The sequence below is a fragment of the Roseobacter sp. EG26 genome (genome assembly GCF_049830555.1).
Classification (GTDB): Bacteria; Pseudomonadota; Alphaproteobacteria; order Rhodobacterales; family Rhodobacteraceae; genus Roseobacter.
In genome coordinates this window covers 76,026-97,773 of sequence record NZ_JBNBLH010000008.1, presented here as the reverse complement: position 1 = coordinate 97,773, position 21,748 = coordinate 76,026, and the positions used below count along the sequence as shown (strand labels likewise).

Here is a 21,748-nt window from a genome sequence, read left to right as displayed (position 1 = left end):
CACGCGGCCGAGTCGTATCTGGGCAATGTAGAATTCGGGGAACTGACCCTTTGCAGAGGTATTTTGCTGATGCCTCGCGGATGCGCTGGCGCGGGTATCGTCAGCGCAGACAATCGCCAAACGTGTACTATTTGCCCAAATTAAGTTAGTATTGGCCCACTTCGGACGCTTTGCCGGACTTTCCCCGGCATCTACTGCGACAAACCACGAAGGGGTCATGACATGGGAGAAAAAGGAAATCTGGTCACGGACAACGCGGAATTTATTCCCGGTGAACGTGGCCTGGAAAACGAGTTGAGCGCGGCGGAAGCTGCAGAAGTTGCTGTAAACCTTGCCAAAGCCGAGGCCGAGAAACTGAGCACTTCCGGAACTGCGAAAGCTGTAAAGCCTCGCGCCAGGAAGTCAGCCACCACCCGCAAGAAAACCGGAACAAAGAAGCGTTAGGCGCGTAAATCGGAGGAATACACCGATGGGCAAGCCGGGCTTTTTCGATTCCGAAGCGGCACGTAATGACTGTGTTTTTGGGCTGCCCTATCCGGGGCGCATCTTTGGATTCGAGCAGGAATACGAAGTTTTCTCGGGCGACCGACAGGTAGATTTTCGACAGATCATCAAACCCCTTGCTGATGCATCGAACCGGACGGCCTGTCCGGCGGGCGACGTCGGATTTTACCTCGATAGCGGTGCCCTGCTGATTTGTGACGGCTGGGAGGCCGAAATGGCAGCGGCGCCTGAGCTTGTCGGCCCTGCCCTTTTCCGGGATCTGCCAGATAACGCCCGCCACTTGCGAGATGACCTGCTGAGCATTGTCCGCCAAAGGGTTCCAGGACAATCCGCCGATCTTTCCCTTAAAGGGTATTCGACCCATTTCAGCGCATCTTGCATGTCGGTCGATATTAATGCGCTCAGTCGACTTTACGCCCGCACCATGGCGCCAGCCATGATGTTGATGATGGATGTCACCACCTCGCCTGGGTTGCTGGTGCGCGCACGGCAGAACCGTTTCGAGATCGGCGGAGACTTCATTCCGCCCGGCGACAGGCTCTCCGCCGCGGCATTGTTTTTCGCGGCAAGCTATCTTGCGGCCCTCGACAGCCTGGTACGGGGCGATGACAAGGCGCTGCCTTTTCAATTTGACGACACAGGGCTTGAACCCACGGTTCAACGACGTGGCACTTTTGCAGGTCGTGCCGCGTTTGGTGATGATCTTTATACGCGGGGGCGCGAGGCATTACTGCGCTTAGCTGATGGTTCACAGGTAAATGTCCAGCAAATGCTCTCGACGCTCTGGGCTCATCTGGAACCTATCGCCGCAGAGTTGGCGCATGGGGAGCAAGTTGCGCTTGTATCGCGCATGATTTCCGGTGCGTCCCCGCTTCCTTTGGAGACACAGGAACCAACTCACGCGAGATTGCAGCCCGGCGCTGATCCGGCCCAGAGCCCCCGTCGCCCCCATTTGTTTGCCGAATGCCTCAAGCCGCGCAGCATAGGAACACGCAGGATCACGCCCTTCGTCGCCACCTGGGACTATGTGACCTACAGAGTAGAAGAGCGCTCAAGGAACTATTTTCTGAACGTGCCCTTCGCGGATGCCCGATCCTGGCTTGAGGCCCTTTCCACGGGCAGCATCGACGCATGGATGGAGGCTCAAACCGGTGACGGGGACAGTATCAGAACGCTTTCCGATGCGGGAGACGCCCAACGGCCCGGCGTGTTTGAAGAAGTCGATGAGGCCGCGCTGTCAGAGCGGTTCAATCACCTGGATCCCAAGAAGAAGAAAAAGAAGGAAGGTGGTTGCGGCTGCGAGGTTCTCGTGGATCGCAATGGTGACATCCGGATATGCATGCCACAGGTCACAGATACGCAGACTGTGCTTGTGGAACAGGAGCCCCCGCAGAACGAACTTCGCATCGCCGAAGGTGTCTGGGTCAACAACGGCAGTTTCGGCCATGACCACATAGACCATCGCGTCCTGAGCCGTGGAGCGGACTTTGCGTTTGCGCGTCATTACCGATCCGGGATCGACTATCTGGGTCCGGTCGGGCGGAATTGGGATCACGGGTATAACATTCGAGTTGTTGTCCAGCCTCCCCCCACGGCGGAATACTGCCCGGGCGGGTGGTGCGAACGCTTCAATGCCGCCGAAACAGGCGGCCCGCTCACATTTTATCACGGTACCGGGCGTCTCACCGAACATGCTTTTGCGTCTTGGGCCATTCGCTGGGTGAAATGGTGTGACGCCGATTTCTTTGCGGTTGTTACGACCTACCGGCAAAATGACGGCGAAGATTTCGAAATCGAACGCTACGCCGTTCTGTCGGGCAAAACTCCCAAAGGGATCAAGGATGAAATCTTCTTTCGCATTCGCTACCGGGGTGGGACCCAGGACTTTCTGGATTGCGAAGGTCGGTGTGTTCGCAGTGAAGACAAAAATCGCAATACCACATGGTTCACCTACGGGCTGCCGTTTGACCCCGGAACAAAAACCTTCGTTCTGAGAGAGATCACCGACAGCATCGGTCGAAAGTACAAGATTGACTACCAATTCATCGGTGGCGGCCCAAGGATTAGTACTGTCACGGACCCTTGGCAACGGGCATTCAGATACGTCTATGACGCCAATATCCAGCTTACCGATGTCGTTCTGGTTGCCGGGGCCGCTGGCAACCCGCGCATCCGTTATCGCTATGCCGCGGTTGCGCGGGCCGGTCTGCTCTCCGAGATCGTCAATCCGCAGGAGGCTGCGGGAAGCAATGCCTCCTGGCTGAAAAACAAATACGACAGCAATGAGCGGGTAGTCAGTCAGCGGGTTGGCTCTCCCACCACCGCGGCGTCGGTTGCCGGGGGGACCTATGGGATCAACTACGCATCGGCCACGCAGGTCATTGTCACGGACCGCATGCAGGTCAAATGGACATATCAGCTCCGGCAAATGGGGGCGAGCAAGGTCGTCCGCGCAATCTCGGTCCGGGATCTGGTCGGCACGGGCGGTACAAGACGACGGAAAACCCTGCGCACATCAATCGAATACGATCAGCATTATCATATCGACCGGATGGTTCACCCAAGTGGCCGGGAACAACTTGCGACTTACCGCAATGTGAACCGATCAGTCACGCTGGGGGACGAACGGGACGATGTCTTTCTTGATGTCACACATTACAACGACCTTGGCCGCGACGCGCGACTGACCATGACCCGGGTCGGGATCGGTGGGACGACCAGATTCCAGACCACGTATAAATATGAATGGCTTTTCGGTGCCTTGACGGAAATGCGTAGCCCCATGGGGCTAACCACCCTTGAGTATGATCAGGGCCGTTGCGCCACGCCGCAATACAACGGCAATCCCCTGAAAGTCACCTATCCCGCGCAGGCCTTGCCGACGGGCGGCAGCGTTCCCGTGGTGTCGGAGTATGACTATGCGCCCGGTGGCATCCCGAAATACTACAAGGACCCGGATGGCATCGAGCAGGAATGGACCATCGATGGCGCGGGGCGCATCAGGCGCAATATGATTGGCGGCGAGTTGGTAGAGGCGTTCTCCTTTTCAGATCGCGGCACGATTGATACGCGCACCGATGCGCGCAACCGGGTCTGGCGGTATACATACGATGACCGCGATCTCGTCACCGCCGAGGTCGATCCGCTTTTCCATGTGCGCTTCCACAACTACAACCTAAACGACTGGCCGGTTCTCACCATTCGCCAGCGTGTTGATGACCCCGCATCTTTTACAGGCATCGCGGCGCAGGGTCCGGTGCGCCTGTTCGATGTGACGGCCTATGATATTCTCGGCCAGCGCACCGCGATAACCGAAGTTGCCTCTGGGCCTGTAGGATCGCAGGCGCGCAGTTGGCAATGGGAATATGACGCAGAGCAACGGGAAACCCTGCAGATCAGCCCGCGCGCGACTTCCCGTGAACGGTCGGACGCAAGGATACAGACGCTTTACACAGCTCGCGGACAAATTACGTCGCACACATCCGGCTTTGGTGGCGCGAACGAGGGCACCGTGCTCACCTATTATGACGAGGATGGGAATGTCTCGCTGGTCATCGATCCCATCGGCCAGCGCACCGTTACCAACTATGACGACATCGGCAGACCGCTCACCGAGGAACGGCCAAACGGCGCGATCAGACATCTTGAATATCGTGGGCCGGTGCTCTTGCGTGAATGGGTGGAGGGGCCCCTGACCGCACGCCCGACGCAGCTTGGCGGATCCACCGTCACGCGCGTCCTGCGAGAGATTGTCTTTACCGTCGATGCCAACCACCAGCCGATCGTGCGCAAGCACAAGATATTTGATCCACGCCAACGACCCGCCATCACGGCGGGCGGGGGTACCGACTGGGTTGAGCAAACCTGGTTCACGCCAGGTGGCAGATTGCAACGTCAACGCGACCCGGCTGGCAATGATGTGGATTTCAAATGGAACCCCCAGAGCAGGCTTGAAAAGGTCACGCTGCCCGGCGGGCATTCACTGGCCTACAGCTACGATGGTGATCTTGTTCTTACGGCTACCGCGACAATGCTGCCGGACGCGGGCATCACCGGCCCCCTGCCGCCGGCAAACCTGGTTTTGCAAGAGGTCAACAGCTATGACGATCTTGGGCGCCGCCTGACCCATCGGGATTCAAATGGCACACTTGTCAGTTACGCCTATGACAGTGACGGCAATTTGCGGGGCCAGCGTTCAGCCCTGCAACAGGGCAGCTCTACCGTGACAGAATTCAGACATGATGGGTTCGGACGCCTTCTGACACAAATCACGGATGCCGTGGCCAGTAGCTCAAACCCTGATGGCCAAATGCGTCTGGCCTTCGAATATGATTTGAACGACAACCGTATCGGCCTGACAGATGATCTGGGACGCGTCACCAAAGTGACCTTCGATGGCCGGGATCAGGCGCTGACCATCCAGCAACCCGAGCAACGCGATTTGACGTTCACACGCAGGCAGGATGGACGGATCAGAAAGGCTGTGCGCACGGGTGGCCGCACTTCGGGCTTCACCTATTCCCGCACCGGCAAACTGACGGAGGTGCTTCACCGGAACGGTACGGAGTCAATTCGACAAACATTCGGTTTGGATGGGCTTGACCGCATGTGGTGGGCGGCGGATTCGAACGGAGGGACACAGTTTAGGGTGCAGACCTATCGTGCCATCGACTCAATGGGGCGCACAACAAGCGAACGCACCAGCATTCCGGAATTCACCTTTGACGAAACGGTCATTTACAAATACGGCATCGGTCGGCTGGATATCGGCTATCCTGATCCCATCGGGCGCGCGACCTATCAGTTCAGCGGAGACGGCAACGCCAAATCGATCAGTTTTTCACGGGTCGGCACATTGGTTGCCGCCAAACATCAGGGGCCCGGTCGCCTGCTTCAGACTGAACGCCCGATCACCCTCAACGTGCGACAGCCTGCGCAAACCCTTAATCTCAAGGTTCGCACCAGCCAGCGGCTCGATACGAAAGGACGCCCGAATTTCCGCGTCCTGCATATCACCGATGAGATCAACCGTCCCGGCCAACCGAACTATCTCGCACTCAGCACCAGTGCGGAGAAAACAAGTTACGAGGTTAACGGGCTTCCGTTCCGGCGCGACTTCGGTGTCATCGGACAGCCGGGTACGTCGGTCGATTCCACGTTTGTCTATGATGGTTTGAGCCGTGCCAAAACGATCACCGAAGGCGAGGGCAATGACTTCGCGAACTTTGACTATGACTGGGATGGCGCCGGGCGTCTGCGTTCTTTTGAAACGAATGGGCGCAAGGGTGGGCAAATCGTCGATGAAGCCACAAGCATCACGTATTCGGCCGGGCAACGTGTTGATCAGCTGACCAGCGCGGGAAATCCCGTCGGGACCACAACCTGGAAATTCGATGATGATGGCCGCCTGATCAATGCGGCTGAAACGCAGCCTCCCGGGAGCCGGGCGTTCGGCTACGATGCGCTGGACCGGCTTTCAAAACTCGATGTTTTCACCCCCGGTACATTCACCACGTCCCAGGACACATCGACATTCCTTTACGATGCGCTCGGGCGCATCATCGTTCGCACAAGAGACGGCACGTCTGAGTTCTACATTCACGACCGTGACAAGATCATTGCCGAGTTTGACGACCAGCAACGGGCTGTCCGGCGCTATATCTATGACGAAAGACGCAGCCTGATACATTACGGCCTGCGTGAAGGGGCACGGTGGCGCAATTTCCATCCCATCGTCATGCAAGACGGCGCACCCTGGTTGCTATTGGAAGGCAACCCTACGATTGCGACGCTTCCCCCACCGCCAGGTGCCATGGCCGCCGCCGTGACCCGTAGCGCTTATTTCCGCACGCAGCTTCCCATCATTCGTGAAGAAAACCGGTGGCGTCCGTTCGAAAAGGGCGTGGTCATCCGCTATGATTATACTTCGGGAACGGGACAAGGCGCTGTAGTTGACGCATCGCTGCTGCCGCTTGACACCGGAGGCCGTCGGTATTTCGCCGAGGAACGCCTCTTTGCCAATGGGCCGAGGTTTTATGATCCGGCATTGCGCAGCTTTATCCAGCCCGATCCCTTGGGTGCCTGGGGTCATTCGATGGCCTACGGCAATCCCTATGCTTATGCCGGGAACAACCCCGTGGCCTTTGGCGATGACGGTTTCCATCCCGCCGTGGTGGGTCTGCTGATCATCGCAGGTATCGGCGCGCTCATCGGCGGTGCCATAAGTGCGTCACGTCAGGGCGTGCAGCTTCTGGAAGGATCGCGCCGCAGCTTCAGCTTTGGCGAGGTGGGCCTGTCTATGGTGTTCGGCTTTGTTGCTGCCCCTGTGCTTGTGCTCGCCCCGGAATTGGCCATTCCGCTGGTCGGCCTTGGGCTTGCCAATACCTATTCTCAATACAGATCCGGACAGATCGGCGGCGCGACAGTGGCCTTTGATGCGGTCACTCTACTGGTTCCATTCGCCTTCAAAGGTGTACGCTCAGCCACGTTCGGCAGAGATACCTACATCGGTCAGTTGTCCGGACTGGGACCCGCGGCCTCCGCCGGTGCACGTGCCGCCCGATTTGAAGCTTTCGCGCTGAGTGTTGGACAGGCTGCGGCCCGACGGGGCTTGATCCGATCACGAGCCATGTCGCAGGAAGCGGCGGCCGTGGAAAATGCCCGCTTCACACCCGAAACGCTTCAACAGCTTGACGAGCTTGGCGGATTTGCCATCGAGGGCGAGCTCACCGAGAGCTTCATCGCCCGGATCGTGACCGAGGAACGCGTTGGCAGCGGTCAACAGGGTACGGTGTTTGAATCGGCGGATAACCCTGCACTCATCATCAAGATCTTCAATAATGAACGCGGGGCAGTAAACGAGATTGCCGGTCTGCATGAGTTTCGCGCCGCGGTAGAAGGGCGAACCTTTGCACCGGGAGCAACGCCTGTAAGGGTTGTGCGTGTTTATGCGGCCGGGCGCACGAGCACCGGCAGATCATTCATCGTCAAACAATTTGCCGAAGGTGATATTATCCCTGCCCATATCTGGCTCGAAGAAGGAGGGCACGCGTCACTTCTTGCAGCGATGCAGGCGACGCATCCCTCCTACAACACGGTGCCATTTCTGAGCCTGCGAAATAACCTGGTGCAGACACCAGAGCGGTCGATAATCATCTTTGATCCCATGTGAAGGGACCGGTGCAACCTATCGGCACCAGCAATTAGCATGTCTATCCAGTGGGCGAAACTGCCGGACACGGCGTGCGCAGTCCCTCATTCAGTATTATTTTCTGCGGCCTCGTAGATAGCAAACTTCACCCCAGAATTTAGGCGAATTTGTTCTTTTTTTCTTGTCGGGCCAGCCAGCCCCAAACCAATGATTAACGGCCCTTTTGTATCTTCGAGTGGCGCTAACTACTTTCCGAGGAGACCACTCATGCGTTCAACGTTTTATGCTGCAGCAGCGGCGCTTTTGATGCTCAGCCAGACAGCGCTGGCGGGCAAACCCGTTCCAGCCGAACTCGGCCCGATCAACCACGCGGAAGCTACTCTTGTCATTGTCGACGGTGATGGAAACGAGGTCAGCTATTCACCTGCGGAACTCGAAAAGTTTGCAACCTACAGCCTGACAACCAAAACCCCCTGGCGTGAAAAACCTGCTGAGTTCGAGGGTGTTATGTTGTCCGAAATTCTCGCCGCCCATGGCTTGGACAGCGCTGCGTCTATCCTTGTGACGGCAGAAAACGATTACAGTACGACGATGTCGCAGGAGCTCTTGAAATCCGTCGATATTCTTGTAGCGACCCGCGTAGATGGCCGCGCCCACAGCCGCCGAGCACGTGGCCCTATACAATTCATCATTGATGCGGAGACGTTCGCTGCATCCGCACTGACATCCGAATCCAACTATGTCTGGATGGCTGCTCGTATCGAAGCGAGCGAATAAGCCCTCGATGCCGGGCCTTGCCAAGAAAAAACACAGCCGGCACCGCCCAATCCTCGACGCCTTATCCTCGCGCGTCGGGTTTTTCATGTCCATTGGCTTCCTTATGGTCCTCGGCGTCGGTGCGGGGCTCTACACCCAATCCGTCGTTACGCAGCTCGGCAAGACACACGCGATCTTTGAAGATCGACAAATCCGAAACGGATACGTCGCAATTAGCGACATCCAACGCTTGCTGCTCGTCACCCAACGGGCGATTAACGCAAGCGAGATGACGCCAGAGCTTGATTTGGCGTTTCGCGATGCAACCGATATTGTCTATGTCCGCACGGATCACCTGCGGCACATTCTGAACAAAGACCGAGCTTTTGAAACCGGCACTGCATCGGTCGAATCTCTGGAGAAGATTGTGGCGCTCGCCGATGATGCCATCGCAAGCAACTATGCCAACCTTGACGGGTTCTTTGACGAACTGCTTATCGCCTCCGAAGACGCTCGTAGGATACTCGTGCTAATGCTCGACGACATGCGGCGTCATGGAGATGAGGTAATGTCTACGCAGAACAGGGTGGTAAAAAAACAGCAAGTGATCGTGCTGGGATCCCTCATCGGATTGACCATCGTCGGCGGCATTGCGCTTTTGTTTCTACATCTTGAAGTTTTAGGACGACGGGCGCGCGAAAAAGCGGAAAAGCGGGTTGAATTTCTCGCGTTTTTCGATCCGTTGACGGAACTTCCAAACCGAGTCCAATTTCAAGAACGCCTGCAACGCCTGCTGGAAAACGAACACTCGCCAGTCGCCCTCCTTTACATTGATCTGGACGAATTCAAGACGGTCAATGATACATTTGGCCATGCGGCGGGCGATGCGGTTCTGAAACGCATCGGGCAGGTTCTGACCGAGGCGGCTGGCGAGTACGGTGGTTTTGCTGCGCGGCTTGGCGGCGATGAATTTGCCATGGTGGCACTCACCGACGACATGAAAGCTCTCGACACCCTTTGTGAGCACTTAATCTTGCGGGCGGCCGCGCCGCTGACGTTCGAAGGCGAAACTCTTGAAGTCAGCGTCAGCATCGGGCTTGCGACAACGACTCAGGTCAAAGGGCGCATGTCGGCCTCCATTGACGGCATGTCGCGCGTGACTGATTTTGCTCTTTATGCGTCGAAGGCCAATGGACGAAATTGCTACACTGTTTACGATCTGGAATTGGAAAAACGCTTTCTTGACCGGCGCGCCATGCTGGAAGAACTGCCCAAGGCGATTTCGGCCGGGGATCTTGAGGTACACCTGCAACCCAAAGTGTCATTGCCCAAAGGAAAGACCTACGGTTTCGAAGCACTGGTTCGTTGGCGTCGCAACGGCAGATTAGTCAGCCCTGCGGAATTCATTCTTCTGGCCGAAGAAAGTGGGCTGGTTATTGGGATCGACAACTTCGTGCTGAACCACGCGGCAAAGCTGATCGCGGATTGGAATGAACAACACGGCACGGAATTGGCCGTGAGTGTCAATCTATCTGCCCTTCACTTCAATTCTCAAAAGATAATCCAGACCGTCGAACACGCTTTGTGGAAATCCGACCTTCGCCCCGACCTTTTGACGCTTGAGATCACGGAGAGCACTGAAATGCGCGATTGGGAGCAGGCAAAATCCATCATTCTTGGGCTCAAGAAGTTGGGTTGCAAAATCGCAATCGACGACTTCGGAACGGGCTTTTCATCTTTGGCATATCTTCGTGCAATGGTCGCTGATGAGCTAAAGGTGGACCGCTCTCTTGTCGAAGAGCTGGAAACATCCCAAAAAGCACGGCTTATGTTGGCCTCCGTGTTTGAAATCGCGAAAAATCTGGAACTTGAAATCGTCGTGGAAGGCATTGAAAACCAGGCTCAGGCGCAAATCGTCTTCGGCCTTGGGGCCCGACGCGCTCAGGGCTTCTTTTACGGCCGACCCGATTTGCCAGAACGCGCGTTGACGCATGCCTTGTCTGTCCCGGCAGAAGCCGAGCCGAAAGCCGCCAGTTAGTCGAACAGCGAAACCCAAACCACTCACAGACCCATTGCTCCAACGAATTTCCAGCGACGCTATTGGCCACGGAAACAGAGGGCAGCCTTTGGACTGCCCCGTCCCCGCCGACTATCAAGTTTTTCCCCGTGTGCCAGCGTCAAGGTGAAAGCCGTTTTCGCACCCACTATCCGCCCGACAGGTTTTGACCTGCGCCAAAGTAAAATCTATCAAATACGCATAGCAGCCAAAAAATCCGGGGCACGCCATGCGATCCACGAAACTCATCCACATCGTCAGCGCTCATGCGGCGGGCGAGGTGGGGGATGTTATTGTCGGCGGATGCGACCCGCCGCCCGGGGATACACTTTGGGACCAGCGAAGCTGGATTGCGTAAGATCAGACACTTCGTAATTTCGTGCTCAATGAGCCTCGTGGCGGTGTCTTCAGGCACGTCAATTTGCTGGTGCCTCCCAAATCAAAAACGGCCGATGCTGCATGGATCATCATGGAACCAGAGGACACGCCGCCGATGTCGGGGTCAAACGCCATGTGCGTCGCAACCGTGTTGCTAGAAACCGGCATTCTGCCGATGCAGGAACCACTGACCTATATAACGCTCGAAGCGCCGGGTGGCGAGATACGCGTCGAAGCGACTTGCCAGAACGGCAAGGTTACAAAAGTTTCCATCACGAACGTCGCATCATTTGCGGACCAGATTGATGTGAGTTTGACTGTCCCCGGCCTGGGTCAGATCAAGGTTGATACAGCGTTTGGCGGCGACAGTTTCGTGCTTGTTGATGCGCGCCAGATTGGTATGGAACTGGAACCCGGGAATGCACGTCATCTCGCCAAACTCGGCGCCGAGCTTACCGATGCTGCAAACAACCAGATAGGCTTCACACACCCGGAGATTCCGGATTGGGATCATATTTCGTTTTGTCAATTCACCTGGCCAGTTGAAACCAAATCTGGAAAATCGACAGGCGCCAATGCGGTGTCAATCAAGCCCGGAAAGCTGGATCGATCCCCCTGTGGCACTGGAACTTGCGCCCGAATGGCCTTGCTGTATGCCAAAGGGAACATGACCGTGGGCGAGAAACTTCATTCCAAATCCATCATCGGGTCAGAATTCATAGGCGAGATCGTGGCCCAAACGACGGTCGGAAACCGACCCGCAATCATCCCAAAAATCGCGGGAACAGCCTGGATTACCGGCACACATCAATTGATGCTGGATCCCACCGATCCATGGCCCGGCGGGTATCGGCTAAGTGATACCTGGCCCGCCTGACCAAGACATCGCACCCTGTTTGGACCATCCTTTATAAATTGGCGCCAGCGCGCCGCCACCCGAGGGCAAGAAACGGTGCAGCCAAGGTCGCAGCAAATCAAGAGATCCGCACGTCACTCTCCTCCAGTGCTATGATCGCCGCGGGAGTTCTGGGCCGAGGTCGCCGCAGTTTGTCTACCCCCTCGGCTTGGGAAAGCCACTCGCCTTCTATATGCGTATTCTGCCGAGCAAGGGTCACGAGAGTTCCAATATCAGCCTCGGCGTCAACATCGCCAAAGAGATAGGCGGCTGTTCGCGTTCCATGATAGGCAAGCGTACAGGGACGCCCGCAGCCCGCGACAAAGGCAACGCCCGAGATTTCAAAATCGTCCGTGATCGTGTCACCCGCTACATCAATAGCAGCACGCAACCGTGCAATCAGCTCATAGCCAGGGGCGCAGCTGCGACCCTTATGTGGGCAGGATGTACAGATTGTAATCCGGTGTCTTGATGTTCCCATGTCGCCCTCCGCGATATCGCGAGGAACCGACCGGGGTATGCATATCTCAACGGGTTGAACCGTAGAACCACCATATCCTCCTGTCCGGACACCCCGCCCGGGTTGAAGTTGCGTTGACGATGGCAGGTCTCCTGACTTACGGGTCTGGGCTTGCCCGATCCTTCCCGAATGCCATGGCATTCAGTGGTGATCATCGGGGTCACTCGCCGCTTACAGTTGCGGGGGCAGTCACGGAATCAGCACGTTCTGGCGCTTCACCGTATTCCCTTTTCATCCCGGAATCGTTTCGCTCCTCCGGGAACCATCAGGTCTTTTGTCGGGGACAAACGGCAAGGCGTCAAGGCGTGAAATCAGCTCAGGTACTCTCTTGTCGTTTTCGGTAGTTTTGCCAGACTAGCCTCTATCCGACTGGTCCATTTTGGCCCACGTGCGAGTGCCGTTTCATAGGCTTCCTTGAGCTCATCAGGTCGCAATTCTGCAAGTGCGCGGATCAGAAATTCCGCTTGTGCGCGATCTTTTATCGATTTTTGAGCGTCAGGCCCCCCAGCCCTGCGATCTGCCACAATCAATTTGTGGATCGCATATTTTTCAGGCCGCGGGATCTGTATCAACACACCGGATCGATAGAGTGACGCTGCTGGTATTGGGTCTTCCAGGAGGTAGTCGAGGTGTCGCAAGGCAATTGCGCTGACCCCGAGAGCCGGCAGGTCCCGCACACCCTCGTCGCGTTGCGCTGGCATCAGAAATTCCACCAGGGTTTCACCGCCACCTTGGGACCAGCGCCATGTGCGCGTGTGATCTATGGATGGCATCGGCTGGAACTTCAGATCACTGAAAACTTCTGCCAGCGGCGTTTCCACCGCATCACCAACTGCAAAGGATAGTCGCTCAAAACTGCCAATGTCTATGTCACCGGTCTGCGCCAGTTGATCAAATCCCAATCGAACCCCGAGTTCGCCTTCGTAATGTCTGAAAGCCACCGTTCCCACCAACGTCCCGCCGAGCCGAAATACCCCGGTACGTGCGAAAGCACTGAGCAAGCTGCCCGTGCGTTGGTCGGCAGAGGCGTACCCTTCAGCTCTCAACACTCTGACCAAACGTGTTTGTTCGCGCTTCCGTTCTGCCTCCCCTGCCTTCAGGTCTTTGGCCTGCTCAAGCCGCCCACGCAATTCCGAGCTATCCGGACCGAGGTATTTCTGGGCCATAGTATTGCCGACCCGATATTTATCGTACCAAAAAACACGCCCTTTGACGGTCACGGCAACAGCCGTTCCCTTAAGGTTTGAGACCAGATCATCGCGCAGGAGCCGTAAAAGGTCATGGTAGGCCGACATCCCGATCTGAGAGTGGAACTTCATTTGTTATCCAGCAAAAATATATTTTGATGTATAATGTCGCATTTCCAGCTATACAGCAACAATATTTTTCGCTGTATAACCGCTCTTTGCCAGCTCAAAGCTTACCGCCGTTGTCGGCCGCCCGCGCTTTTGTACCGTCAGCTTTGTGCAAAGGCGATCCAAAAACCGGTTTCATTTCTGGTTACAATAACGGTGTTTTTGGATCGGTGCGAAGCACAGGTTCGGATAGATTTCCAACACTTGCCAACAAGAAGTCATGCAGACCGCCGCAACGTACGATCTTTGACCGCTGCCTCAAAAAACGCTTCCAATTCGCGATTGAAGGCCTCTGGTTGATTGAAGAAAGGCGCGTGCCTGCCGCCGGGAATATCGGTTGGGTGCCCTTTCCAGATGTTTCCGAAAGGCAGATCGGCAATGTAGAGATGGTTCAGAAACGGGTCGTCATCACCGTTCATGATGGCAACCGGGATGTCCCCTTCGCGCAGCATGCGCATCTGGCGCGGCCAGTCAACCACGGTCAGCTTGGTGATCATGTAATAGCGCGCGCGACCGTCCGTGCGCCGCACGTTTCTGTGCAGAAAGGCGCTCTTGTCCGATTTTGGCACGGTGGCATGACTGGCCAGAGTTACCGTTTCGCGTCCCGTCAGGTATTGCTTTCCCGCCAGAATGATATGCGATTTGGCGTTATGCCCACGGGCAAAATCATCCGGCGCAACGGTCAGCGGTGATGTCCCCGTGGTCACGACCCCGCTGTAGGCCGCCGGATTGCGCGAGGTCAGTTCCAGCGCGTTATACCCCCCCAAAGACCATCCAACGACAAAAGGGCGCTCAACACCCAGTTTTTGCAGGATTTCTTCGGCAATATCCGCATAAGCGATCACGTTATATGTCTGCTCGGGCGATCCGTTGTCGGACACGCCATGCCCAGGCAGATCGAAGGCAATCAGGCGGTGCCGGTCCCGAAAATGGGCGAACTGGTTCTGAAAGGCTTCCTTGCAGGCGGAATTGCCGTGCAAAAACAGGATCGGCGGGCCCGCGTGTTGAGCCGACGGGCCGGTATCGACGACAGCAATGCGGCCATGGGCCGTGTCGATCATCTGCTCCGGAATGCCGGTGATTTTCTGACGTACAGCGCGCTCGGCACCTCTGCGGTAGCGGGCCATCAGACTGCTGCGCATATTCTGGACAAGCTCCCGCACCTCCTGAACGACACCCCAGAGCCCGCCGGGGTAGAAGATCATCACCGCCACAATCAGAATGGCGATGAGAATGTCGCGCCAGGGGCCCAGCGATGCCATGCTTTCGGACAGCAGAATGATGATGAATGCGGCGATGACAGGCCCCCAGATCGTGCCAAGCCCGCCCACCAGCAGAATGGACAAAACCAGCGTCAGGCTGCCAATGCCAAAGATGTCCGGGGAGGCCACACGCACATAGGAGCCATAGAACCCGCCCGCGATCCCCACAAAAAACGCACTGACCGCGAGCGTGGCCAGACGGGTTTTCCACTCGGACACACCGCGCGCCTGTGCGTAATACTTGTTGTCTCTCAACGCGACAATGCTGCGGCCCAGGGCGCTGCGCGTGATCAGAAACAGCGCCCCCACCGACCCCACCATGAGTACAAGCGCAGTGTAGTAATAGCCGATCTTGCCGTCCTTGACGAAGCGATATCCGTCGATTTGCAGCATCGGCAGGGTGACCATGCCCGAGGTGCCCCCGGTGATCTGGCTTTGACTGATGACTATCTGGTAGAGGATCTGGCTGAAGGCGATGGTGACAAGGATCACATACATCCCGTCCAGCCGCAGCACAGGCAGCACCATGAAAGACGCCACCAGCGCCACAATCGGGCCGGACAACAGGATCGCCAGCCAGGGGTTTACCCCGTAGGTTTTGGCCAGAATGCCATATGCGTAGATGCCAACAGCGAAGAGCGCCACATGGGCGAAATTCAGCAAGCCGCCATAGCCGAAACTGAGATCCCAACTGGCCGCAACAACGGCAAAAACCATCGCCAGGATCAGCAGGTGCCGCAGGTAGGATGCATCAAAGACAAATGGGAAAACCGCCAGCAGGACCACGATCACGACTGTCGGGATCAGGCCGTTGGTGAGGTGAAATGGGGGATCGTAGCGCATGTCAGAGTGTTCTCTGATGGTGGCCGAACAGGCCCGAGGGTTTGATGGTGAGCACAACCATCATCATGGTAAAGAGCATCGCTGGTGCCCAATAGAGCCCGAGGTAGAAAGTAGTGAAACTTTCGACAAGACCAACGATCAGGGCCGCATAAATGGGGCTGGTGAACCGCGCAATTCCGCCGAAAATCACAACGATCAGAGCTTTCATGAGCGGGTCGGCACCAAACGTGGGGTTGATGAAGCGGATGGAGCCGACGAAGTATCCCGCCATCCCGGCCATGGCCGCGGAAAGGCCAAAGGCCAGCGCATAGAGCAACGGTACGTTCAGCCCCATCAGCTCAGCCGCCTGACGGTTTTGCGCGACAGCGCGCATTGATCGGCCCGTTCTGGTGCGCGCGAGCAACCAGCCTGCAAATCCCAGAATGAGCGCAACCATGACAATCAGCGCGATGTCATTGCCCGAAAAGGCGACGGGCCCGATAGAAATTGTGCCCTCGGCAATCGCGGCGATCTGTTTGGCGCGCGGCCCCCAGATCAGCAGCATGGCGTTTTGCAGGATCGTGGCACCCGCAAGGGTCGTGATCACCGTGGCCGCGACGATATTGTCTTTTCGTTCAAACGGTCGAATGAAGATTTGCTGGAAAAGGATGCCTGCGGCGAACATGACCACCAGCGTCGCACTGAGCCCTGCCACATGTCCCAGCCCCAGCGCTTCGGCATTGGACACCTGCCAACCGATGTAAGCCCCGAGCGCGATGAAAGCGCCATGTGAGAAATTGAAGATACCCAATGTCGACCAGACCACGGCCAGCCCGGAGGCCATCAGCGCGTAGAGAGCGCCCAGCACGATCCCCCCTGACAGGACGAAGAGAAAGCTTTCGACGCTCATACGGCATGATCTCCGAACAGCATGGCCATGAGGTCGTCCTGCGAGGGGATTTCGGATTTTTCCAGCCTGCGAGAGATCCGCCCGTGATCGAACAGGTAAAGCCGGTCAATCAACTCGGTCAGAAAGGTTACATCCTGATCAATCAGGATGAGCGGCACGCCGGACGCCTTGATCTGGCCAACCGCCTGACAAAGCTCCTGCCGCAGTTTCGGTGACAGGCCCAACGTTGGTTCATCCAGGATCATCAGTTTGGGATTGCCCATCAGCCCTACGGAAATCGCCACCATCTGCCGCTCGCCTCCCGACAGGAAGCGGATCTTGCTTTTCAGGCGCTCCCGCAGCCTTGGGAAAAGCGCATGCACCAGTTCGAGCTGGTGGGCCTCATCGCCGCGCCCCCGGCCCGCAATCGGCGCAATGGCAAGCGTTTCCGCCACCGTCATTTCCGGAAAAAGCAGATTGCCCTCCGGCACATGGATCAGCCCTGCCCGCGCCACCGTCTTTGGGTCCATCCGGCGGCGGGTGACCACATCGTAGTTGAAATTGCGCCATCTGCGCGACCCGCGATCCCCCGCCCGGTTCATGCGTTGACCGTCAAAAATGACATCCCCCGTCCAGGGTGCCAGAACGCCGCTGATGGTTTTCATCAACGTGGATTTGCCATGCCCGTTTGGGCCGAAAAACCCGATGCTTTCATCCGCTTCGATGGTCAGGTCAATATGGCTGAAAATCTGGATCGGATCGTATCCGCCCGACAGATTGCGCAATTCCAAAAGGCTCATGCGGGTGTGCCCAGATAGGCTTCGATCACGGTGGGATTGGCGACAACTGTGGCCGGATCACCCAGGGCGATCACCCGGCCCTGATCCAGCACCATTAGCCTGTCTGAAACCTCCATCAGCAATGACAGAACATGTTCGACCAACAGGATGGTCATACCCAGCTCATTCAGATGCGTGATCAGCGCGCGCATTTTGTCTATTTCGCTGACTGTCAGGCCGGACGCCGGTTCATCAAGCAGCAATACCGCCGGGTCCAGCGCCACGGCCCCCGCGATCATCACCAGCTTGCGCAGATAGACCGGCAATCGCCCGGCCTGCCAGTTGTGCAGTGTCGCAGGAAAGCCCACCAGATCCAGCGCCTGTTCGGCAAGGGCAATCTTCTGCGCAAATGCAGAGGCCCGGTTCGTCTGCTCGATGGTCACAAGGACATTGTCGATGCTCGACAGGTTGCCAAAGACGCTCTCGCGCTGGAATGTCCGCGCGATGCCGCGTTTGGCGATTTCGTTGTTCGCAAGGTTGGAAATCTGTGCGCCTTTGAACAGGACGACACCACTGGTTTGAGCGAACGGAACCCGCGTGATTGCGTTGAAAAGCGTGGATTTGCCGGATCCATTGGGTCCGGCAATCCCCAGTATCTCCCCCGACTGCGCCTCAAAGCTGACACCATCGACCGCCGTCAACGCGCCGAATTTCTTGGTCAGATCAGAAACTACGAGAACGGGTTCAGACATTGCGCGCAATCCAAGGCTCAGTTGGACATCCAGGGCGGCAGCATGAACGACCCGTTGGCATAGGCGTCGGGTTCAAACAGCACGCGTTCACCATCCTGAATCTGCCAGAAAGAGACCGGAACGTGGTCATTGCTTTGCAGGGCGACATGGGTGTCGGGATCAAATTCAAGATTGCCTGCGGCGGTCGGGCGTTTGATCTGCCCGATGGCTGCGGCGATGGCTTTGCGGTCTGTGGGATCACCCACCGCCTGCAAAGCCTCGAAATAGAAATTGGTCATCTCGTATAGGCCAACACCGTAAGCACCGGACGCCACGCCAAAACGGGCCTCATATTCCGCCATCAAGGCCTTGCCGCGAGGCCATTTGTCGCTGTTCAGGGGCGCATTGATCAGGTTGTAAAGAACGCCCGTAGAGTTCTCGCCCGTCAGGGACACAAACTCCGGCACCGACGGCGCATATTGCAAAAAGACCAGCGAATTTGTCGGGCTGTCCAGAAACTGGTTGAGAAACAGCGCCGAATTGCCCGGCAGATAGTCCGTGTTGATGATCAGATCGGGGTTCGTGTCACGCACTTTGGCCAGAACGGCCCGCCAATCTCCGACTTCGCCGAAAGGCACCAGTTCGTCAACAACAATGCGCCAGCCGCCCTCTTCAAAGGAGACCTTCATGCCTTCCGAAATGGTTCTGGAATACGCGTTGTCAGAAGAAATGATCGCCACCGATTTGTCGCGCAGGGTGATCTCGCCCCGGTCCGCCAAAGCTTCGATGGCCGACCTGACATCCGTTTCATACCCTTTGAACGACGCCGTGTACGACCAGCAACACCAGTAATAATCGATGTCCTGAGTGGTGATGGCGGCAAAGGACGGTGACGGGCCGGCGGCAATGTACGGCATATCCGCTTCCGCCATCAGATCGACCTCGAATAGCGACAGGGATGCGTAACCCGTCAGCATGAACTCAATGCCATCCGTGCCCAAAAGCCGTTCCGCCGCTGAGGAGACATTTGCCGCCGAGCCGTCTTTGACATCGGCAACCACAACTTCGAAAGTGTACCCAGCGATCCCGCCTTTTTCATTTATCTCGTCGACGGCCCAGTTAACGCCATTGACGAATTCCTGTCCGTCAGCTGCGGAGGGCCCTGTCAGCGGTGCAAGCAGGCCGATTTTCGTCACTTCCGCCCAGACGGCTGGAGCAGCCAGAACCAGCCCGCCAGCGGCACAGATCGACACGATGTGTTGTTTCATTTAGACTACCCCCAATGTGAATTTTCACGAATGAGGCAATCTGCACACGCAGGGCATTCTCATGTCCACTATCAGATTTGATAGTTTGAAGGGGAAGGATATGCAGGTTTCAGAGTTTGCTGATTGCGAAAACTTCAATGACCTTGAGGCCAGGATCGAAGACTACTGCGCCCGTTTTGGTCTGACCTTCTTTTCTTATCTGATGCTTCGGGGCAGTCACAATCAGCCTACGCGCTTTCTGTCCAACTACGAAACCGAATGGAGCAGCCGCTACGTCAGTAAATCTTATCAACATTACGATCCCGTGGCGGTGAAATCCAAAGGGTCCCGGCTTCCATTCTTCTGGAACCAAGGCAGGTTCTTGAAACCATTTGTAAAGTTGCAAAAACGGGTTTTTCACGAAGCTCGCGCATTCAGAATATCAGCCGGATATTCCATACCCGTTGCGGGGCCGGATGGTGATCTGGCGGTTTTGACCATGGCCGATCCAGATGAGAGGCATCTGGTGGACGTTATCCGCTCGGAGGGTTCCGGATTACTCATGTCCGCGCTGCAAGTGCATGATCAGGCAATGGTCCTTTCGGCATCGCCGCGCAGTAGCCAACTCGCCGAACTCACCGATCGTGAACTCGATTGCCTGAAATGGACTGCAGATGGCAAAACCAGTGATGAAATTGCTGAGATCGTTTTGATCTCGGCACCTACGGTGAACTACCATCTGAACAAGGCGGTAACCAAACTGAACGCCGCCAACCGACTTCATGCCGCAATTATCGCGGTGCGAAACGGGATCATTTGACCAAGGGCGAAACAGCGTTGCATCAATTGCCGACAGCTGTCCGATTTTGGCACCAGCGCGCAGCAAGCAATCGGTCGCTATGTGATCAGAGAAAATGCAACCGAATTCGAAAACTTTATCGGTTCGGATGCCAAATCGGCTTGTTGATACCACGAAAACACCGCTAGGTTTGTGCCGAACAACACCGAGGCCCAAGATGGAACTGATTGCAAAAGCCACCGCCCTTGTGGGCGGTACAGTGGCATTCATGCGCAAGATGGGGGCCCCTTCCCATCAAGCGGTAGGCGCTGCACCTGATATCCCGGACGCCAAGAAGCAGGGGATCATGACCCTGAAAATGCCAGTCGCCCAAGGATGGCAAGAAGGCCATCTGCCCTCCTGCGCGCCGGGTTTGAAGGTGAATGCCTTCGCTTCGGGGCTTGATCACCCGCGCTGGATCGAGGTTCTCCCCAACGGTGATGTGCTTGTGGCAGAATCGAAAGAGGAGGTCGGCCCTCCCAAGACGCTGATGGACCATGCAGCGCAAGCGACCATGCGACGCGTCAAAGCGATTGGGAACAGCGCCAATCGCGTAAGCCTGTGGCGCGACACCGACGGTGATGGGGTCGCCGAAACCCGGGAGGTTTTTGTTGAAAATGAAAACCAGCCCTTTGGTATGGCTCTGGTCGGAAACGATTTCTATCTGGGCAATACGGATGGGATCAAGGTTTTCAACTATGTGCCGGGGTCCACATCCCTCAGCGGACCCGGTAAAAAGCTGGTCGATTTCAAACCGCACGGGCATTGGACACGCAGTCTTCTTGTCTCGGCGGATGAAAAGAAAATTTACGCCGGCGTCGGCTCGCTCACCAATATTGCCGACCAGGGAATGGAGGTCGAGGAAGGGCGCGCTGCGATCTGGGAGCTTGATGTTGCAAGCAAGGAGGCGCGTGTATTTGCGTCTGGCCTACGCAACGCCGTTGGTATGGCGTGGGAGCCGCAAACCAATGTGCTTTGGACCGTTGTGAACGAGCGTGACGGTCTGGGAGACGAAACTCCGCCCGACTACCTGACATCCGTTCAGGACGGTGGTTTTTACGGATGGCCTTTCTCTTACTGGGGCGACACCGTTGATGACCGGGTACCTCAAGATGCAGAGCTCGTCGCTCAGGCAATTACACCGGAATATGCATTGGGCGGTCACACCGCGTCACTTGGCCTGTGCTGGATGCCCGAAGGTACCCTGCCCGGTTTCGGAGACGGCATGGTCATCGGACAACATGGTTCTTGGAACAGATCAAAGCTGAGCGGCTACAAACTGATTTTTGTGCCCTTTGAAAACGGCAAGCCAAACGGTGCGCCGCAGGACATCCTTTGGGGGTTTCTCTCGGATGACGAAAAGGTCGCCTATGGTCGCCCCGTAGGAGTTGTGATCGGCGCAGATGGCAAATCGTTGTTGATGGCGGATGATGTCGGAGACATCATTTGGCGCGTGACCGCAGCATAGTCCAACAGAGCCCGGACGACCCTCGTATTGCCGTCCAAAAGGATCGTGAAGCTCGACCCTTCGCGATGAGGTCCGTTTCAAAGCCTGGTGGAATTCGA

At 56.7% G+C, this 21,748-nt stretch carries 13 protein-coding genes, 1 pseudogene and 1 riboswitch; of the genes and pseudogenes, 7 read left to right on the top strand and 7 right to left on the bottom strand.

The window, feature by feature from the left end:
* Nucleotides 1-222: 222 nt before the first annotated feature.
* The 5 genes and pseudogenes from ACOTTU_RS17695 (at nt 223) to ACOTTU_RS17675 (ending at nt 11,721) form a co-directional block, all read left to right on the top strand.
* Nucleotides 223-444: a hypothetical protein gene (locus tag ACOTTU_RS17695; RefSeq protein WP_298918822.1), complete on the top strand. Its 222-nt coding sequence runs from the start codon at nt 223-225 to the stop codon at nt 442-444.
* A 25-nt stretch (nt 445-469) separates the two neighbouring features.
* The gene (locus tag ACOTTU_RS17690; protein ID WP_425659961.1) at nt 470-7,675 is read left to right on the top strand and encodes an RHS repeat domain-containing protein; all 7,206 of its coding nucleotides are present in this window, start codon (nt 470-472) and stop codon (nt 7,673-7,675) included.
* Nucleotides 7,676-7,921: 246 nt separating this feature from the next.
* Nucleotides 7,922-8,431: a hypothetical protein gene (locus tag ACOTTU_RS17685; RefSeq protein WP_425659960.1), complete on the top strand. Its 510-nt coding sequence runs from the start codon at nt 7,922-7,924 to the stop codon at nt 8,429-8,431.
* Nucleotides 8,432-8,438: 7 nt separating this feature from the next.
* Nucleotides 8,439-10,448, top strand: a complete 2,010-nt coding sequence (locus ACOTTU_RS17680) for a putative bifunctional diguanylate cyclase/phosphodiesterase (protein ID WP_425659959.1) — start codon at nt 8,439-8,441, stop codon at nt 10,446-10,448.
* A gap of 247 nt (nt 10,449-10,695) precedes the next feature.
* Nucleotides 10,696-11,721: pseudogene (locus tag ACOTTU_RS17675) on the top strand (trans-3-hydroxy-L-proline dehydratase).
* 97 nt (nt 11,722-11,818) lie between these two features.
* On the opposite strand, the gene ACOTTU_RS17670 reads toward ACOTTU_RS17675, so the two are convergent.
* From ACOTTU_RS17670 to ACOTTU_RS17640, 7 genes are all read right to left on the bottom strand, one after another.
* Nucleotides 11,819-12,220 (bottom strand): DUF1636 family protein, encoded by a 402-nt coding sequence (locus tag ACOTTU_RS17670; protein WP_425659958.1) that lies wholly within the window; start codon nt 12,218-12,220, stop codon nt 11,819-11,821.
* 104 nt (nt 12,221-12,324) lie between these two features.
* Nucleotides 12,325-12,541, bottom strand: a riboswitch (cobalamin riboswitch).
* A 29-nt stretch (nt 12,542-12,570) separates the two neighbouring features.
* The gene (locus ACOTTU_RS17665) at nt 12,571-13,578 is read right to left on the bottom strand and encodes a nucleotidyltransferase family protein (protein WP_425659957.1); all 1,008 of its coding nucleotides are present in this window, start codon (nt 13,576-13,578) and stop codon (nt 12,571-12,573) included.
* A 254-nt stretch (nt 13,579-13,832) separates the two neighbouring features.
* Nucleotides 13,833-15,719 carry an alpha/beta fold hydrolase gene (locus ACOTTU_RS17660; RefSeq protein WP_425659956.1) on the bottom strand — a complete coding sequence of 629 codons (1,887 nt, stop codon included), beginning with the start codon at nt 15,717-15,719 and terminating at the stop codon, nt 13,833-13,835.
* 1 nt (nt 15,720) lies between these two features.
* A complete protein-coding gene (locus tag ACOTTU_RS17655) occupies nt 15,721-16,608 on the bottom strand; it encodes a branched-chain amino acid ABC transporter permease (RefSeq protein WP_425659955.1) in 888 nt (295 codons plus the stop codon).
* Nucleotides 16,605-17,387 (bottom strand): ABC transporter ATP-binding protein, encoded by a 783-nt coding sequence (locus ACOTTU_RS17650; RefSeq protein ID WP_425659954.1) that lies wholly within the window; start codon nt 17,385-17,387, stop codon nt 16,605-16,607. Before ACOTTU_RS17650 ends, ACOTTU_RS17655 begins: the two co-directional genes overlap by 4 nt.
* On the bottom strand, nt 17,384-18,118 hold the full coding sequence (locus ACOTTU_RS17645) for an ABC transporter ATP-binding protein (RefSeq protein WP_425659953.1): 735 nt from the start codon (nt 18,116-18,118) through the stop codon (nt 17,384-17,386). The genes ACOTTU_RS17650 and ACOTTU_RS17645 overlap by 4 nt, the downstream gene beginning before the upstream one ends.
* A 17-nt stretch (nt 18,119-18,135) precedes the next feature.
* On the bottom strand, nt 18,136-19,365 hold the full coding sequence (locus ACOTTU_RS17640; RefSeq protein ID WP_425659952.1) for an ABC transporter substrate-binding protein: 1,230 nt from the start codon (nt 19,363-19,365) through the stop codon (nt 18,136-18,138).
* 100 nt (nt 19,366-19,465) lie between these two features.
* Here ACOTTU_RS17640 and ACOTTU_RS17635 point away from each other — a divergent pair, with 100 nt between their 5' ends.
* Both ACOTTU_RS17635 and ACOTTU_RS17630 read left to right on the top strand, forming a co-directional pair.
* Nucleotides 19,466-20,164 carry an autoinducer binding domain-containing protein gene (locus ACOTTU_RS17635; RefSeq protein ID WP_425659951.1) on the top strand — a complete coding sequence of 233 codons (699 nt, stop codon included), beginning with the start codon at nt 19,466-19,468 and terminating at the stop codon, nt 20,162-20,164.
* A gap of 196 nt (nt 20,165-20,360) precedes the next feature.
* Complete coding sequence (locus ACOTTU_RS17630; RefSeq protein WP_425659950.1) at nt 20,361-21,650, top strand: PQQ-dependent sugar dehydrogenase; 1,290 nt, start codon at nt 20,361-20,363, stop codon at nt 21,648-21,650.
* Nucleotides 21,651-21,748: the final 98 nt, after the last annotated feature.

Coding starts and splice junctions, on each gene's coding strand:
- ACOTTU_RS17690 (WP_425659961.1), top strand. CDS start 470: ATGGGCAAGCCGGGCTTTTTCGATTCCGAAGCGGCACGTAATGACTGT.
- ACOTTU_RS17670 (WP_425659958.1), bottom strand. CDS start 12,220: ATGGGAACATCAAGACACCGGATTACAATCTGTACATCCTGCCCACAT.
- ACOTTU_RS17680 (WP_425659959.1), top strand. CDS start 8,439: ATGCCGGGCCTTGCCAAGAAAAAACACAGCCGGCACCGCCCAATCCTC.
- ACOTTU_RS17665 (WP_425659957.1), bottom strand. CDS start 13,578: ATGAAGTTCCACTCTCAGATCGGGATGTCGGCCTACCATGACCTTTTA.
- ACOTTU_RS17685 (WP_425659960.1), top strand. CDS start 7,922: ATGCGTTCAACGTTTTATGCTGCAGCAGCGGCGCTTTTGATGCTCAGC.
- ACOTTU_RS17695 (WP_298918822.1), top strand. CDS start 223: ATGGGAGAAAAAGGAAATCTGGTCACGGACAACGCGGAATTTATTCCC.
- ACOTTU_RS17640 (WP_425659952.1), bottom strand. CDS start 19,365: ATGAAACAACACATCGTGTCGATCTGTGCCGCTGGCGGGCTGGTTCTG.
- ACOTTU_RS17635 (WP_425659951.1), top strand. CDS start 19,466: ATGCAGGTTTCAGAGTTTGCTGATTGCGAAAACTTCAATGACCTTGAG.
- ACOTTU_RS17630 (WP_425659950.1), top strand. CDS start 20,361: ATGGAACTGATTGCAAAAGCCACCGCCCTTGTGGGCGGTACAGTGGCA.
- ACOTTU_RS17645 (WP_425659953.1), bottom strand. CDS start 18,118: ATGTCTGAACCCGTTCTCGTAGTTTCTGATCTGACCAAGAAATTCGGC.
- ACOTTU_RS17650 (WP_425659954.1), bottom strand. CDS start 17,387: ATGAGCCTTTTGGAATTGCGCAATCTGTCGGGCGGATACGATCCGATC.
- ACOTTU_RS17655 (WP_425659955.1), bottom strand. CDS start 16,608: ATGAGCGTCGAAAGCTTTCTCTTCGTCCTGTCAGGGGGGATCGTGCTG.
- ACOTTU_RS17660 (WP_425659956.1), bottom strand. CDS start 15,719: ATGCGCTACGATCCCCCATTTCACCTCACCAACGGCCTGATCCCGACA.